Source organism: Roseobacter sp., assembly GCF_045106495.1.
Taxonomy (GTDB): domain Bacteria; phylum Pseudomonadota; class Alphaproteobacteria; order Rhodobacterales; family Rhodobacteraceae; genus Roseobacter.
Genome location: NZ_JBGCEQ010000001.1, coordinates 1 through 15,218, shown reverse-complemented (window position 1 = coordinate 15,218; position 15,218 = coordinate 1). Strand labels below are relative to the sequence as shown.

At 55.3% G+C, this 15,218-nt stretch carries 15 protein-coding genes; 4 read left to right on the top strand and 11 right to left on the bottom strand.

Going from position 1 to position 15,218, the window contains the following annotated elements:
- Window positions 1-95 precede the first annotated feature (95 nt).
- Window positions 96-1,178 (bottom strand): ribosome small subunit-dependent GTPase A, encoded by a 1,083-nt coding sequence (rsgA, locus tag AB8B75_RS00075; RefSeq protein WP_405358842.1) that lies wholly within the window; start codon window positions 1,176-1,178, stop codon window positions 96-98.
- Window positions 1,179-1,649: 471 nt separating this feature from the next.
- On the opposite strand from rsgA, the gene lipB reads away from it, so the two are divergent.
- Window positions 1,650-2,330 (top strand): lipoyl(octanoyl) transferase LipB, encoded by a 681-nt coding sequence (gene lipB, locus AB8B75_RS00070; protein ID WP_405358840.1) that lies wholly within the window; start codon window positions 1,650-1,652, stop codon window positions 2,328-2,330.
- Window positions 2,331-2,337: 7 nt separating this feature from the next.
- Here lipB and AB8B75_RS00065 read toward each other — a convergent pair whose 3' ends face one another.
- Together AB8B75_RS00065 and AB8B75_RS00060 are read right to left on the bottom strand one after the other, a co-directional pair.
- Window positions 2,338-2,775 (bottom strand): response regulator, encoded by a 438-nt coding sequence (locus AB8B75_RS00065; protein ID WP_405358839.1) that lies wholly within the window; start codon window positions 2,773-2,775, stop codon window positions 2,338-2,340.
- Entirely contained in the window at window positions 2,772-4,022 is a 1,251-nt protein-coding gene (locus AB8B75_RS00060) for an ATP-binding protein (protein ID WP_405358838.1), read from the bottom strand. Before AB8B75_RS00060 ends, AB8B75_RS00065 begins: the two co-directional genes overlap by 4 nt.
- Window positions 4,023-4,316: 294 nt before the next feature.
- Here AB8B75_RS00060 and ctaD point away from each other — a divergent pair, with 294 nt between their 5' ends.
- Entirely contained in the window at window positions 4,317-5,987 is a 1,671-nt protein-coding gene (ctaD, locus tag AB8B75_RS00055) for a cytochrome c oxidase subunit I (RefSeq protein ID WP_405358837.1), read from the top strand.
- A 185-nt stretch (window positions 5,988-6,172) separates the two neighbouring features.
- On the opposite strand, the gene AB8B75_RS00050 is transcribed toward ctaD, so the two are convergent.
- The 6 genes from AB8B75_RS00050 to AB8B75_RS00025 all read right to left on the bottom strand — a co-directional run bounded on the left by AB8B75_RS00050 (window position 6,173) and on the right by AB8B75_RS00025 (window position 9,732).
- Entirely contained in the window at window positions 6,173-6,427 is a 255-nt protein-coding gene (locus AB8B75_RS00050) for a hypothetical protein (RefSeq protein WP_405358836.1), read from the bottom strand.
- Between the two features lie 153 nt (window positions 6,428-6,580).
- The gene (locus AB8B75_RS00045; RefSeq protein ID WP_405358834.1) at window positions 6,581-6,679 is read right to left on the bottom strand and encodes a hypothetical protein; all 99 of its coding nucleotides are present in this window, start codon (window positions 6,677-6,679) and stop codon (window positions 6,581-6,583) included.
- A 226-nt stretch (window positions 6,680-6,905) separates the two neighbouring features.
- On the bottom strand, window positions 6,906-7,028 hold the full coding sequence (locus AB8B75_RS00040) for an NAD(P)-binding domain-containing protein (RefSeq protein WP_405358833.1): 123 nt from the start codon (window positions 7,026-7,028) through the stop codon (window positions 6,906-6,908).
- Between the two features lie 16 nt (window positions 7,029-7,044).
- Window positions 7,045-9,084, bottom strand: a complete 2,040-nt coding sequence (locus AB8B75_RS00035; protein ID WP_405358831.1) for an NAD(P)-binding protein — start codon at window positions 9,082-9,084, stop codon at window positions 7,045-7,047.
- Complete coding sequence (locus AB8B75_RS00030; RefSeq protein ID WP_405358830.1) at window positions 9,081-9,590, bottom strand: cupin domain-containing protein; 510 nt, start codon at window positions 9,588-9,590, stop codon at window positions 9,081-9,083. The genes AB8B75_RS00035 and AB8B75_RS00030 overlap by 4 nt, the downstream gene beginning before the upstream one ends.
- A complete protein-coding gene (locus AB8B75_RS00025) occupies window positions 9,580-9,732 on the bottom strand; it encodes a hypothetical protein (RefSeq protein ID WP_405358829.1) in 153 nt (50 codons plus the stop codon). The genes AB8B75_RS00030 and AB8B75_RS00025 overlap by 11 nt, the downstream gene beginning before the upstream one ends.
- 274 nt (window positions 9,733-10,006) lie before the next feature.
- Between AB8B75_RS00025 and AB8B75_RS00020 the strand changes: the two genes are divergently transcribed.
- Both AB8B75_RS00020 and AB8B75_RS00015 read left to right on the top strand, forming a co-directional pair.
- On the top strand, window positions 10,007-10,186 hold the full coding sequence (locus AB8B75_RS00020) for a CocE/NonD family hydrolase (protein WP_405359022.1): 180 nt from the start codon (window positions 10,007-10,009) through the stop codon (window positions 10,184-10,186).
- Between the two features lie 1,540 nt (window positions 10,187-11,726).
- Window positions 11,727-13,622: an amidohydrolase gene (locus tag AB8B75_RS00015; protein ID WP_405358828.1), complete on the top strand. Its 1,896-nt coding sequence runs from the start codon at window positions 11,727-11,729 to the stop codon at window positions 13,620-13,622.
- A gap of 215 nt (window positions 13,623-13,837) precedes the next feature.
- On the opposite strand, the gene AB8B75_RS00010 is transcribed toward AB8B75_RS00015, so the two are convergent.
- The gene (locus AB8B75_RS00010; protein ID WP_405358826.1) at window positions 13,838-14,344 is read right to left on the bottom strand and encodes a hypothetical protein; all 507 of its coding nucleotides are present in this window, start codon (window positions 14,342-14,344) and stop codon (window positions 13,838-13,840) included.
- Window positions 14,345-15,124, bottom strand: coding sequence for a hypothetical protein (locus tag AB8B75_RS00005; RefSeq protein WP_405358825.1), 780 nt, complete (start codon window positions 15,122-15,124; stop codon window positions 14,345-14,347).
- Window positions 15,125-15,218 lie beyond the last annotated feature (94 nt).

The following is a 15,218-nucleotide window of genomic DNA, read 5'->3' as shown; positions in this document are numbered from 1 at the left end:
GAAACGGCGTGCGGATTGAGTCTTTGGCTGTGTCCGCACGCACTACTTTTGTATCCCGACCAAACGATCTGGCTCGCATTGAGAATATTTCCGGGCTATCGCCCCTTGTTTTTTAGGCTTTTCACGTTCCGAACCATTTTGCCAAAGGCTTTGTCCCTGGACCTGCGCTCCGCAAGGCTAGAGGAGTTGAACGCATCTTCTGCCAAAAGCTTGCGCCACCGGTTCAGTCTTGCGGTGTCAAGATTGCCACCATCTACGGCGATCAAAACGGCGCAACCCGGTTCTGTTTCATGTTGGCAATCGCTGAAACGACAGTGCGCGGATAGCTCTCGGATATCACCGAACAAATCATTAATCCCTGTCGTCGCATCGGTGAGTTGCAGTTCACGCATGCCGGGGGTGTCCAATACCAGACAGCCATTTGATACACGGTGAAGCTCCCGCCGTGTTGTGGTGTGCCGGCCCTTGGCATCATCCTCGCGAATGGTTTGCGTCGCGATCGATTGATCATTCAGCAAGGCGTTCGTGAGCGTGGATTTCCCAACACCGGAAGAACCCATGAACGCGACCGTTTTTCCGGGCTTGCACCAAGGTAGCAGGACTGTTTTCGGCGCGCTGCCGCGGGCATCAAGCGCGATGACCTCGATCATCTCCGAAATTGCTTGGGCCGCATCAATGTGATCTTGCGGGTTCGTGACCAGATCGGCTTTGGTCAGAAGGATCACTGGTGTGATCTGCGCCTCGAGTGACACTGCGATGTACCGTTCGAGCCGGGCGATATTAAAGTCCTGGTTACACGACGTGACAATGAAAACCGTATCTATATTAGCGGCGATCAATTGTTCTTGCCGATCCGTGCCGGGCGCGCGCCGCTTGATAAGGCTTGAGCGAGTCAAAAGCCTGCTGGCCTGCGGGCGCTCCCGCTCCAGCATCAGCCAGTCGCCAACCGTCACATCCGGCCGTGGTGGCAAGCTCGTATCGATTGTCTCACCCAGAACATGCAGGGCGTTGCGATGCACCGCGACGACGCGTACCGGCGGTGTCGCAACCAGGTCGTCAACACTGATTTGTTGCGCAAAAAAAGGCTGCCAGCCAAGGGTTTGAAGCGCCGAAAACTTGGGAATGGGTCTGTCATCGCCCGTATAGGGCAAAAGGAATTGGGAGTAGTCCCGTGTCATTTTAGGTCAACTTTCATGACGTGGCCACGAGCCGTGCTCGGGCGCTCAGAGCAAAGAAGTAGCTTGCAACAGAACGGGCTCCGTTACTTGGACAGCAACGGTGCACTTTTAAACGTTGGTGTTGCGGCGGAAGGCGCGTTGCCTCCCCTCCTTACCGGGACATGAAATCTCCATTTCAGACATTCACACAATAGTGCGTTTGCCCGTGTGTCGCAACCGAGGCACCAAAACCCATTTGCAGAAAGGTGATAAAAAAGTCCCCCTGTGCGAAACGCTCCATCACGATTGCACCGTTGCATCGAACGTCTCACTTCGGCCATGTGCAGCCGGTCGTTGCGTATCCTCAGCGCACAATCCAGCCCAATCCATACGTCGTAAATCTCGCAAAGGCACGCGAGAGATCCTTAGCGATCCCCTCACCGTGCGGCGAAAGCGGCTTGCGCGCGGGTACCTTTGGGTTAAACCACTGTCATGGTGGAGTGGATTATAACTGGCGGCTTGACGGGATACCGCGCTGCAGAAGCATGGATGGAAGACCGTGCAGCGGCCATCGCAAGCGGCAGCGCAAGCGAATGCGTTTGGCTGGTGGAACACCCACCCCTCTATTCTGCCGGCACGAGCGCAAAAACCTCCGACCTTGTCGATCCTGATCGTTTTCCCACTTATGCGACACGACGTGGCGGCCAATACACTTATCATGGCCCGGGCCAACGTGTGGCTTATACAATGCTTGATGTGGGGGCCCGTGGCCGCGATGTGCGCAAATTCGTCCGCAGCCTCGAACATTGGGTGATTGATACTTTGGGGCAGTTCAATGTCTCAGGCCAGGTGCGCGAAGGACGCGTCGGCGTATGGGTGGAACGTCCGGAGAAGCCCAGAACCGCGTCAGGTCACTTGGCAGAAGACAAGATCGCAGCCATCGGAATAAGATTGCGAAAATGGGTCAGCTATCATGGCATATCCATCAACGTCGAACCCGACCTTGACCATTTCACCGGCATCGTACCTTGCGGAATTGCCGATCATGGTGTCACCAGCCTTGTGGACCTGGGATATCCTGTCACCATGCCTGATGTTGATATTGCGCTGCGCCGAAGTTTCGAAAATGTGTTCGGCGATGCCCCTGTGGACGCGACGAATGGCGCGCTCTGATCGGACTTCAGGCGTCGGGTGAAAAATGCGCGTGATGCGCCGCAACGAGGCTCTGTATTTGGCTGATCTTTATCGGTTTGCTGACAAATTTATGCACATTTGGGTCCGCCTCGGCCCGGGCTTGATCCGCGTGCAAAATCGAGGTGGATAGCATGATGATCAACGTTTGGGTCGATTCGACATGCGCGGCGTCACGGCCGTACCGCTCCAAAAACTCAAAACCGTCCATGCGTGGCATGTTGATGTCCAGTAAAATCAGCTCTGGCATCGGCGTTACCTTCACCCTGCGCTCTTCCAGATTTTGCAAAGCGGCAATGCCATCTGTGGCAACCTCAATCGAATTTACAAGGCCTGAACGTCTGATCAGACGCGCGTGCATCAGATTGGTGACCTTATCGTCATCCACAAGCAGTACTGACTTAAGAAAGGCAGGTTGAATGTTCATGCACATGCTGGATTGTTCGGCAATCGAAACGAGAAACAGCTGCCCTGGCCCAAGGTGCTGGATGCGGTCATGCTGCCGCCGACCCGATCCAAAACTCTCTTGATGGCATAAAGCGACACGCCCGCCCCTTCCGGCGCAGCATGTGCCCGTTTGAAAAGCCCAAAAACCTTGGCCTCGTCACGGGGCAAATCGACGCCCGTGCCGTTGTCAATGATAGACACCTCTACCGCTCCGGCACAACTGCGGGACAGTACCTGAATCCGGGGCCTGCGACCGGGCACATGATATTTGACAGCATTGCCAATCATGGATTGCAGGATGTTTTCCATTTCTTGTGGGACGAACCAAACAGATCGCGCCTGCAGGTCCAGGGAAATCACCGATTTCGTCCTGGCGATCTGAAAGTGCAGATTTATCAAGGCGCGTTCTACGACTGTCGCCAGATCAACTTCCTCAAACGGGGCCAACGTACCGGAGTGCGCCTGGGCCACACAAATCAGGGCATCCAGCTTTTCGCCCGCTTGCTGGCACACATCGCGCATCCATCCCAAAGTCTCCACATGTTCCGGCGGCAAGATGTTTTCGGCTTCCGACAACATATGCGTCAGGCTCGTCATGTTGTTGACCGGCACCTTGAGATCGTGCGTAGCGACAAAGGTCAAGTCTTTGAGATCGCGGTTAATTTCACGCAATTCGGCCGTGCGCTGCGCCACGCGGTCTTCCAGCGCGTCATTCAACGCCTGCAGTTCTCTGGTGCGCGCGGCGACCCGTTCTTCAAGCACAGCATTGGTGTCCTGCAACCGGGCCTGGGCCTTTTTCTGATCGGTAACATCCATCGCAATCCCGATGTGCCGCAACACGGATCCATCCGGCGCCATCTCAATGACCGTATCGGTGCTGCGCAACCACAGCGCATCCCCTGATCGAGATGTTACCCGGTATTCAAAGTTGCTCTTTGCCCCGAGCGGAAGCTGCCCGAGCTGCTCTAGATGGCTAAACATCGCGGGATGATCAACGTCATCGACAACGGTTGGCAACATCGCATCGCCCATCTGGCGAATTTCTTCCGGTGAATACCCCAGATACTGTGCAATCGAGCAATTGGCATATTCGTTGGACATGGTGGTGTGATTGAAAATGTAGATGATTCCTGGAACCAATTCCGCCATCTTCATCCAGAACGCCAGACTGCCTTCGTTCAGGCTCTCTGATGATGGCTCAGAATGTTGGGGCTGCACCAAATGCATCTGGGTTTGTCTCCTTAACGCACCCCACGCAAGGCGGAAATTGCACAGACACCACTATGGCGCAGGAGTGTTAATCGCCTGTGAACACATTCAGGGTTGGTTCGAATTGAACGTAAATTACTCAATCTATGCGTGTTTTGCACCACACAGTTCCAACCACCTGAAAAATTTCTTTGGGTGCGACGAATACGATCATTGCTCCGACTGGCAACTCCCTCTAAAACCATCGAGACTCCGTTGCGCGCCCAGGGAACAGGCGTGCAACGTTTAACATATTACGCAGGAGGCGAGAGCATGGCAGATGCAGCCATCCATGGCCACGAACACCACGACGAACGCGGGTTCTTCACGCGCTGGTTCATGTCCACCAACCACAAAGACATCGGCATTCTCTACCTGATCGTCTCGGCCTTCGCTGGCTTCATATCGGTGGCCTTCACCGTCTACATGCGCCTTGAACTGATGGACCCCGGTGTCCAGTACATGTGCCAAGAAGGCGCGCGCTTGATTGCCTCCGGCGAGACTTGTACACCCAACGGTCACCTATGGAACGTTCTAATTACCGGCCACGGCATCCTGATGATGTTCTTCGTGGTGATCCCGGCACTTTTCGGCGGTTTTGGCAATTATTTCATGCCGTTACAGATCGGCGCCCCGGATATGGCGTTTCCACGGATGAACAACCTTTCGTTTTGGCTCTATGTTGCCGGCACCACGCTGGCGGTTTGCTCTATTCTGGCGCCAGGCGGTAACGATCAGATGGGATCCGGTGTGGGCTGGGTGCTCTACCCGCCGCTCTCGACCAACGAAGGCGGGTTCTCCATGGATCTCGCCATATTCGCGGTGCACGTCTCGGGCGCTTCCTCCATCCTCGGCGCGATCAACATGATCACCACCTTCCTGAACATGCGTGCACCGGGTATGACCCTCTTCAAGGTGCCGCTCTTTTCCTGGTCGATCTTTGTGACAAGCTGGCTGATTCTGCTGTCATTACCGGTTCTGGCGGGCGCAATCACCATGCTCTTGATGGACCGCAACTTCGGTTTCACCTTCTTTGATCCCGCAGGCGGCGGCGACCCTGTGCTCTATCAGCACATCCTTTGGTTCTTTGGTCACCCTGAGGTTTACATCATCATTCTGCCCGGCTTCGGCATCATTTCCCACGTAATCGCGACCTTCGCCCGCAAACCGATCTTCGGCTACTTACCTATGGTTTGGGCGATCATTGCCATCGGCGCTCTGGGCTTTGTCGTTTGGGCGCACCACATGTACACCGTTGGCATGACGCTGAACCAGCAAGCCTACTTCATGTTGGCCACGATGGTCATCGCGGTGCCAACCGGCGTCAAGGTGTTCAGCTGGATCGCCACCATGTGGGGCGGCTCAGTGGAATTCAAAACGCCCATGCTCTGGGCCTTTGGCTTCCTCTTTCTGTTCACTGTGGGCGGGGTCACCGGGATCGTGCTGTCACAAGCCGCCGTGGACCGCTACTACCACGACACCTACTATGTGGTCGCGCACTTCCACTACGTGATGTCACTGGGCGCTGTTTTCGCCATCTTCGCGGGGATCTACTTCTACCTGCCGAAGATGTCCGGCCGCATGTATCCTGAATGGGCTGGTAAACTGCACTTCTGGGCCATGTTCATCGGTGCGAATCTGACATTCTTCCCACAGCACTTCCTGGGTCGTCAGGGCATGCCGCGGCGCTACATCGACTATCCAGACGCCTTTGCCTACTGGAACCAATGGTCGAGCATCGGTGCCTTTTTGTCCTTTGCCTCTTTCGTGTTTTTCTTCGGCGTCATTGCTTGGACACTCCGTTCCGGCAAGAAAGTGACCGAGAATAACCCTTGGAACGAATACGCAGACACGCTGGAATGGACCCTGCCCTCCCCGCCGCCCGAACACACCTTCGAGCAGCTTCCAAAACAGGAAGATTGGGATAACAAACACGCCCACTGAGGCGCAAAACCAAAGATCGACAAAAGGCCCCGGATCGCTCCGGGGCCTTTTTTGAATGTGAAGTGAACTGGGGTGTCGCGCCAAGGTCCGGTTTGAAGCCCAGATTTGCCACTCAGTTTAGGCGTGGCACCTATCACGTGAACTTGGTTCAATCCATTTTTGCCGCGGTCGATGCCAAGATTTTGCTACAGCGCGTCGAAACAAGCAGAATTCAGCCCGCGTGCGACAAGCATCCGGTGGAGTCCTCCGGCTGTGACCGTCATCGGCATTGGTGTTTCAGAATGGTGGGTTACATCCAAGGCGGCGTCCACATACTTGAGAATGACATTTACCCGAGCCACAAGGTCTTCAATCGTTTCCAACTTGCGCGGAACAAACACTTGCAGTGGTTTGGAGGTTGCGAATCCGCCAAGCGTTGCGTTGAAAAAAAGAACGGGCATCAAAGCCTGCGCTCTCTGCAAAATAGAGCGTCTTGGCAATTGCGGCAAAGGAAAAATCGGCAATGATTTGATTGCCGAGTTATGCTATTTGGCCTAACCAAACAGAAACTAATTGGTTGAGGCGCTGAAAAAGATAACCAGAAATGGTTTAGCTCACTCACAATCTTCGTCGCTGGCACCTGCAATGATGGTCAAAGTACCTTTTTCGGCCCCAGCAACACAACGTGAGACAAGCGCGTCCAACTGCGTCATTCCATTTCGCTAGGAGCCATTCTGCGAAGCTTCTCTTCGCCGCCGGATGAATTGAAGAGCGGTCGATGCGCAGTTTACCTTGGCCGTCCACCGCCGAAATCCCACTTTAGCCGAACACAGCGTTTTCTACGGCTGCTGTATTAGCGACGCAGTAAAAGACGGCCTCAGATGCTTCTGCCACTTCACAAGAATGGCTCACCGATTTGGCACCAACCTGATGCATTAGTCAGGCTTTTTCTAAGCTCCTGTTCGAAACGCTCACGCGATAGCCAGCCGTAGGAAGACGATGGGCCATTGGCATGCTGATCAATCCGAAGCCCACGAGCCCAACAGTCGCGTCTTTCGGCATAGGAAATTCTCGCTCTTTACCATCGTATCCCTATACGCAGTGCGTCGTAGATTGCGGCATGAATATTGCGGGAAGACACCGCATCGCCGATGCGGTAGAGGTCGAATGCGCCATCGGAATGGTTGCAGGGGAAGAGGTCTCCTTGAGCTGACACCAACGCAGTTTGGCCCAGCTCGCCCAAATTGCGAGACAGCGGTTTGAGTTCGAAGTAGAGGTCATCCAGCGGCAAGGTGCCTTGATTGACAATCACCTGATCGAACAGGCGTTTTTCCGTGTGGTCAGAATAATCAGTGCCTATCGTTGCTGCCAGTAAATTGCCCGACCGGGCGAGCCCTTGCAAAGTTCGCGCAACCGTGAAGACCGCCTTTTTGCCCTGTAATGCGCGCATGTAAGGGACCAGATTCATTCCCATCACTTCGGGCGCGAAACTGCGGTCGCGCGTCATCACCTCCACTTGCGCCCCGGTGGCAGTGATCGTTTCCGCAGCCATCAAAGCGGGATGATCCCCCGCATCATCGTAGATCAGGACGTTTTCGCCAGGGGCCACGTCGCCGGACAGAATATCCCAGGCAGACACCGCCAGTTCATTGCCCTGTTCCAGGATCGTGACCTCGGGCAATCCCCCGGTTGCGATCACGACCACGTCTGGCGTTAGCGCGGTTACATCTTCCGCTTCGGCAAAACGGTTAAAGTGAAACGCCACATCGCGTGCTGCACATTGCGCCATGCGCCAATCGATGATCCCGATCATCTCGGCTCGCCGTTTGGATTGCGCCGTCAACCGGATTTGTCCGCCGGGATCGGGTGCGGCCTCGAATACGGTCACCTCATGGCCGCGCTCTGCCGCCACGCGCGCAGCTTCCAACCCGCCGGGCCCGGACCCCACGATCACCGCACGTTTGGAAATCTCCGCCGCCGGAATGATATGTGGCATTGAAAGCTCCCGCCCTGTTGCCGGGTTGTGAATGCACAGAGCTTCACCCGCCTGATAGATGCGATCCAGGCAATAAGTGGCCCCTACGCAGGGGCGGATGTCGTCCTCGCGTCCTTCCATCACCTTCTGCACGATCATCGGATCGGCCATATGCGCGCGGGTCATGCCGACCATGTCCAGAAGCCCTGCAGAAATTGCATAACGTGCCGTGGCAACGTCCGGGATTCGTGCGGCATGAAACGTGGGCATGCCTGAAGCAGCACGCACTCTTCCCGCGAAATCCAAATGGGGCGCGCTCTTCATGCCCTGCACCGGAATCACGTCGGTCATCGCCGGGTCGGTATGGATCTGCCCGCGAACAACATTGAGAAAATCGACCTGCCCGCTGTTACGCAGACGCGCCGCGATATCAAGCCCTTCATCCTCTGTGATCCCGCCCTTGGCGGTTTCATCAGCCGTATAACGCACCCCAACGATGAATTCCTTGCCCACGCGCTTGCGAATGGCCTCCAGCACCAGAAAGCCAAATCTTAACCGGTTGTCCAAATTACCCCCGAACGGCGACTCCATTTCATTCGTTAGCGGGGACCAGAACTGGTCGATCAGATGACCATAGGCCTGTAGTTCGATCCCATCGAGCCCGGCAGCCTGCATCCGCTCAGCCGCATCGGCATAATCCGTTACGATTCGGTCGATGTCATGGTCTTCCATCTTCTTTGGAAATGCCCGGTGCGCCGGTTCGCGCAAGTGTGACGGCGCCACCGAGGGCAGCCAGTCCCCTTTGTTCCAACCTGTTCTTCGCCCAAGATGCGTGAGCTGTATCATCACCGCACAGCCATGCGCATGGCAGGCATCCGTCAGTTCGCTCATCCATTGTACGATGTCGTCGCGGTAGGCGAGGACATTGTTGAACACCGGCGGGCTGTCGCGGCTGACGGTCGCGGAACCCGCCGTCATGGTCAGCGCCACACCGGCGCGTGCCCGCATCTCGTGGTAGGCGCGATAGCGCGCCTTGGGCATGCCATCCTCGGGATAGGCAGGCTCATGCGAGGTTGTCATGATTCTATTCTTCAGCGTCAGATGCTTGAACCTATAGGGTTGCAGTAGCGGGTCGCGACTCATGCACGGTCATCCTTCTCCGGCGGGGCGGTCCGCAACACATCTTTGGGAATCACGACCGGAGAAACCGCCCATGTCAGGCAGCGCTCCTGGTCGGTCCGGTTGCGCCAGTAATGAGGAGTACGCGCATCTAAGCTGCAGCTGTCACCGCCGCGCAGGAGGATCAGTTCATAGCCGATCGGCATTGCCAGCTCCCCTTCCAAAACCAATCCGTAACCATCGCCCTCGTTTTCCAGCAATGGCTGTTCCGGTCCATCTGCGAAGGGCGCATTGACCGCAAGCGCCGTGAAGAACTGCCCCGCGATCGAGCTGGCAAGCAGCTGATTGGCGTAGCCAACCTCGTTTGCATTTTGCCCATAGAGAGCTTTGAGGTAGCGCCGGTTTTGCGCTGCACCACGTAGGCCCGCTCGTTCGCCCCCTCTAGCCAGCGCGAAAAAAAACAGTCCAGCGTCACGCCAAGTGCGGCGGCGACCACGCGCAGTACATAGACCGAGAGGGTCAACGCTCAATCGAAGACTTGTGGCTGAGCGAAATGCCCGCCTGAACGTCCAGTTCCTTCAAAGCAAGTTGGCGCACTTTACGCAGTTGCCATACCTTGTCACCCAACGTGAACATAGCACCGGGCATAAGTAGGGCATTGTCGGACGGCATCTGCTTCCTTGACGATAGGAAAGGTCGGGAAAAGGAAAGCACACTGGAATTTGCACGTCCAATTCTATTTTCACGAAAACCCTTTTCAAAGCTGCATCCTAGATTGATTTCTTTGATCAAAGATTTGCAGACAAACAGCAGGCAAGCCGTGGGATCACAAATCAAAATTATGAAAACTGACTACCTTTAGATCCCTATGCCTGGTCGCGTCTGGTTGGCGGCCCGGCTGTAGAGCCTGCAAACGGACGAACAAGTGGCCGCCCCTCTGGCGTAGATCCCCTATCGCAAGTCCAAGATGGTGCGTGCGCGCGGCGAACGAAACCATCCCTTCTTTGCGGCCAATGGCTACTTGGCCATCCGAGTGGATATGCGCGGATGCAGCAACAGCGAAGGACTCATGCCCGACATATATGTCCCAGATAAACTGGCCGATGCGCGACACGCAATCGCCTGAAACGCGAATTAGCCATGGCGCAATGACCGCGACGGCATGTTCGGCACCTCTAGGGCCGGGACAGCACTGCTCCGGGCAAGCGCGGATGCGCCAGCACGATCCTTGCTTCACCGCCCACACCGCACGCCGGAGCAGACTGGCTGACCAGTGGCGCGCGCACCGAGGAATTACCGTGCCCCCTCGAAAACTGGCTGCGTGAGAATTCGCGCATTGCCTGATGACGGCGAGCTTCAGGCCTTGGGGCATTGCGATACTGACCAAAGTGCGCCCGGGGTCCAGGCATCAGATTTCAGTGTCGCAAGCTTGCATGGTGGTACCATCATTTGAAATCTGACAAGCCTCCCCTTTGAACTGGCCGCGAATGCGAAGCTATCGGTCAGTAAGATGGCCACAACTGCCGGAAATCCCGCTGGCGCGTGCCCAATGATCCACAAATAAGTCGGACATTTGGCGATACCGGGTATTTCGGGACGCCGGGCAGCTTTTCGCTGGATCAATCAGGGAATGAAACACGCGGACTGTTGTGAAACGAAAGCAGTTGAACAGGAGATGGAGCTACTCGGCTCACCAGTTATGCGCACGTAGGGCATTGCAACAGAAGCGAACGGGCGAGTCGTCGTTAGGCTCAAAGGCTTAGCATCATACGGGACTGCGCGTTGTATCAACTACGGCGTACGACATCTCGCGGCTGAAGAGAAATTGGATGTACCGGCCCAGCCCCACTGACGGTATGTCCGACGTGACGTTTCCTTTACACTCGAAGGCCTATTGCCTGCGCCAAGGCCACCGACTGCGCATTGCAACTTCATCCGCATAGCGACTCATGTTCCTTACCGACGAGACATCAAGTGCCGCCGGCAAAAGGATCGTCACGACGACTTTGCCGTTGTTGAGATAGAATCCATCCGTCGTAGCGAGCGTCCTGCCCGAGGTCGTAAACCTACCGACCCTGACAACCCGTGTGTTTCTCGCTTTACACAAATTGAAACGCTGGACGAAAGCAGCGCAAACCAGGGCAGACATTGGCTGCAACCTGCCGCTGACGCAGATTCCTTATCCGCAAACCGAAACGATTTTCAGATACGCGACCCGATTGGCAAACCTTCGAGGCAGAAGTAACACCTTGGCCGAAAGTGTGCGGGTTAGTCGCTGCATGGTCTTTGAAAGACCTGACGGCAGCGCAAAGATCGACGCGGCCTTGACAGCGCGAACGGTCAACCAACTCCAAAACGTGCGGTTGACCCTTTTTGCAAACTGGAAAGAAGAGACCATTGGAAATCGCCCGTGGCTACTATCTCCGACACAATCGAATTGAGCGTTCCTATGTATGGCTTATCACGTTCTGCATTTTGCGGACACCAAGTGTACCGAGAACTATTTCACCGGAATCGACTGTTGGACCAACATAGATGGCCTCGGATCGGGAAGCGAAAACCCGCATTAGATCAACTCAAGATTGATGATCAAAGCGGTAATATCTATTGCCGGGAGCCGATTTCCACTTGCATAGTGTGGAGAGCCCGACTCCCGGAGTTTAGATATGACCAAGATAAACAGACGGAAATTTTTGAGAACCGGGGTCGCAGGCGCAACAGCTCTCACTCCGCTCAGCGCTGCTTTGGGCCAGTCTGGCTCACTTTCGGAACTGGGAACAGCAATCGTACCCCTTCCAACGGTAACGGTTTATACCGCCAGAGAAATCGTAACACTGGATCCGGCAAAGCCTACGGCCGAAGCTGTCGCCGTCGTAAACGGCCGCATCCTTTTGGTCGGCAGCCTCGAGGACATAAAAGGCATCCTCAAAGGGCAGCGCTACACAGTTGACACAACGTTTGCCGACCACGTCATTGTGCCCGGATTTATCGCCCAGCATGACCACCCACTCCTGGCGGCGCTCACCATGTCTTCGGAAATCCTATCAATCGAAGATTGGGTTTTGCCCTCAGGCACAGTTCCAGCCGTAAAGGACAAAAAAGACTTTCTAGAAAGGCTAACAAAGGCAGTTGAGCGACGTAGCAATCCGTCTGAACCAGTCGTTTCATGGGGGTATCACCCTGCCTTTTATGGTCCGCTTACGCGGGAGAATCTTGACGCTATAAGTTCGATACAACCGATCCTTGTCTGGGCAAGGTCGTGTCATGAGATGATACTGAACAGTGCCGCACTGGAAATGGGAGGTGTCACACAGGACGTCGTCGACGGCTTTGCTGCTACGGAACAGGCACAGTCCAGATTTTTGGAGGGACGATTTTGGGAACAGGGATTGTTTGCGGTGCTGCCCTTCATCGCTTCAATTGCTGCAACCCCAGAGCGGTTGCAGTCCGGTTTGGAACTAACTCGTGACTACATGCACGGCAAAGGCATTACGTTTGGAAACGAACCCGGCGGCATCCTGGCCAGGCCGGTTCAGGACGGCATCAACGCTGTCATGTCCAGTCCTGACATGCCCTTCCGTTGGTCCTTCATGCCGGACGCTAAAACCTTGGTCGACACCTACGCCGGTGATGATCAAGTAATTGCCGAGACCGAAAAGCTCGAAAGCTGGTATGGGGGCATGACCAGCCTTGCGCCCAAGCAAGCCAAGCTGTTCGCGGACGGGGCAATCTATTCGTTGCTCATGCAGGTACGTGACCCATATCTGGATGGTCACACAGGCGAATGGATGATGGACAAGGACTTGTTTGAAAGAGCATTCCGCATCTACTGGGACGCAGGTTACCAAATTCATGTGCACGTAAACGGAGACGCTGGACTTGATCGCGTTCTGGACGCCCTTGAAACGAATTTAAGACGCAACCCGCGCTATGATCATCGAACCGTTCTGGTTCATTTTGCTGTCAGCGCACAAGAACAGGTGCAGAGGATCTCTGATCTTGGAGCCATCGTCAGTGGCAACCCGTACTACGTCACCGCCCTTTCTGACCAATACTCTTCTGTCGGACTTGGGTCAAAACGAGCGGATGCAATGGTGCGCCTGGGCGATGTTTCTAAAGCCGGTATCTCCTGGTCACTACATTCCGACATGCCAATGGCCCCAGCCGATCCTCTTTTCCTGATGTGGTGTGCCGTGAACCGCGTGACCTCTTCGGGTCGTGTTGCAGGCCCGGATCAGCGGGTCGGCGCGGAGGAAGCCCTTCGCGGTGTCACGATTGAAGCTGCCTATTCGCTGAAACTTGAAGACGAGATCGGCAGTATTGAGCCCGGAAAACGCGCCAATTTCACCATTCTCGACGATAGTCCTCTTGCCGTGAACCCGATGACAATCAAGGAAATCAGTGTTTGGGGGACAGTGATGGAAGGTCGGGTGTTTTCTGTTGCAGATTCGGGGAGGAAAGCTTCGACGATGCCTCCGATGGATGGAGATAGCGACACAGACGCTGACTTCGCACGAGCTACCTTGAAGCATGCTGTCAAAGTTGTTCACTCACACTTGTAACTTCAGATTTGGCGCTTTGTATTTAAGGGTCATGACTTCCATGATGTACGCATTGGGCTGGGAGCGGACACCTGACGGTTTCGGTCAGGTGATTACAACCAGCCCCAAGCGGGCATTGGAATTGCGGACCCGATGCCGGGTCAGCGGGGCAAGCGGCCACTCTCGCCGCACTGTGAAGCCTCTGCTTAACCCAGCACAGCGCGTTGCGGGGTGAGCTATCGCACTAACCACTCGAACGCCTGAGACAACGCTTCTTTTCCACCTGACTGTCTTGGATCGCCATGCGCCATAACGAGGCTTCGGGCAGGCCATTCCAAGAGGCGCCTCACGTCTTTTCGCGCAGCCATTTTGTCTGTCGTCGCCATCCGGGACTTGCGCGGCACAGACGGAACGGGGGGCGTCATCAGGGCAATTCGAGCTACCAAAGCGCGCCAACCGCGATACCAGCCTCGCGGGATCTGTTGCACGAGGTCCGTCACCAAAACTGTGGGAGTCTCCCGGTGAAAGAACACCGCCTCTGTAGTCATGTGGTTTCCCCGCACGATCACTTGATCCACCGCCCCAGTCCAGTCAGGGTCCGGTTCTTCACCAATGGTCGAATGAATTGCCGTGCCCGCGGCTTCTTGCTTCAGACCGGGTGCGCCATTGACTCGCGCGTATGCTTGGCCATTTTGAACTGAGTGGTTGCGGCCATCATCGACAAGCGTTTCAAAAACTTGCACTTAATTGCTATTGGTTCCAGGCGACAACAGCGGATCATACATTGAAGCGTTCGAGTTCCTGACGATCAAGGCCTGCGCCCAATCCTGCTGCGCCTTGGCCTTATCCTCAAAAACGCCGTGAATGGGACACAAGAAAAGCTCTGAATCGTCGATCGCATTGGGCTGTGCAAACCAGTCTTGTCGGTTCGTGGCGGGCAATTCGACCTTGGCAACGCGGTAATCAACCGGTTCTGGCAATTGCGGTAGCTCCAGTGATGACTGATCATCAAGGATATCTTCGTATAGTGTTGGGCGAGCGCCACCGGTGTCGATGGTAAAGGTACGCAGCCATTGTTCCTTATTTGAAGGCTCGAAACGACCCTTCTCTACCACAGGAAAGCGGATAGGTTGCCCGGGGTTTACGTCCTTGAGAACCTTGCTGTCAGACACAACAATTGTGCCATGAACCAAGACATAAGGGATTCCCGTTGAGGCAAGGCCGTTCTTGCCTTTGGAACAGTTTGCGTTTTCAGTTACATTCTCGGGTTCGAAATTTGTGATATCCGCAATCGTCCCTTCTTGCATACGTCCACGAACATCCATCGCTTTTACGCCAGCGTCGCCCAAGTTTTTCGCAACCCAATAGCTCAGTTGTGACAGTGTGAACATCAGAGGAACGTCGTTCTCACGGGCAAGGCGTAACAGGATCGCGTGAGAACCAGCAGAACGTGGGTGGCCGGCATAGTCCTCAATCGGGGAATCCCATTTGAGCCGTTCCCCCTTTTCATTGAGCCCCGGCATGCCATCGCCCGAAATTACTGTCCGTCGGCAGAGTTTTTGGAACCAAAGGCGGCCTAAACTAAGAGAGAGTTTGGCTCATCTGGTTGGTTTGATT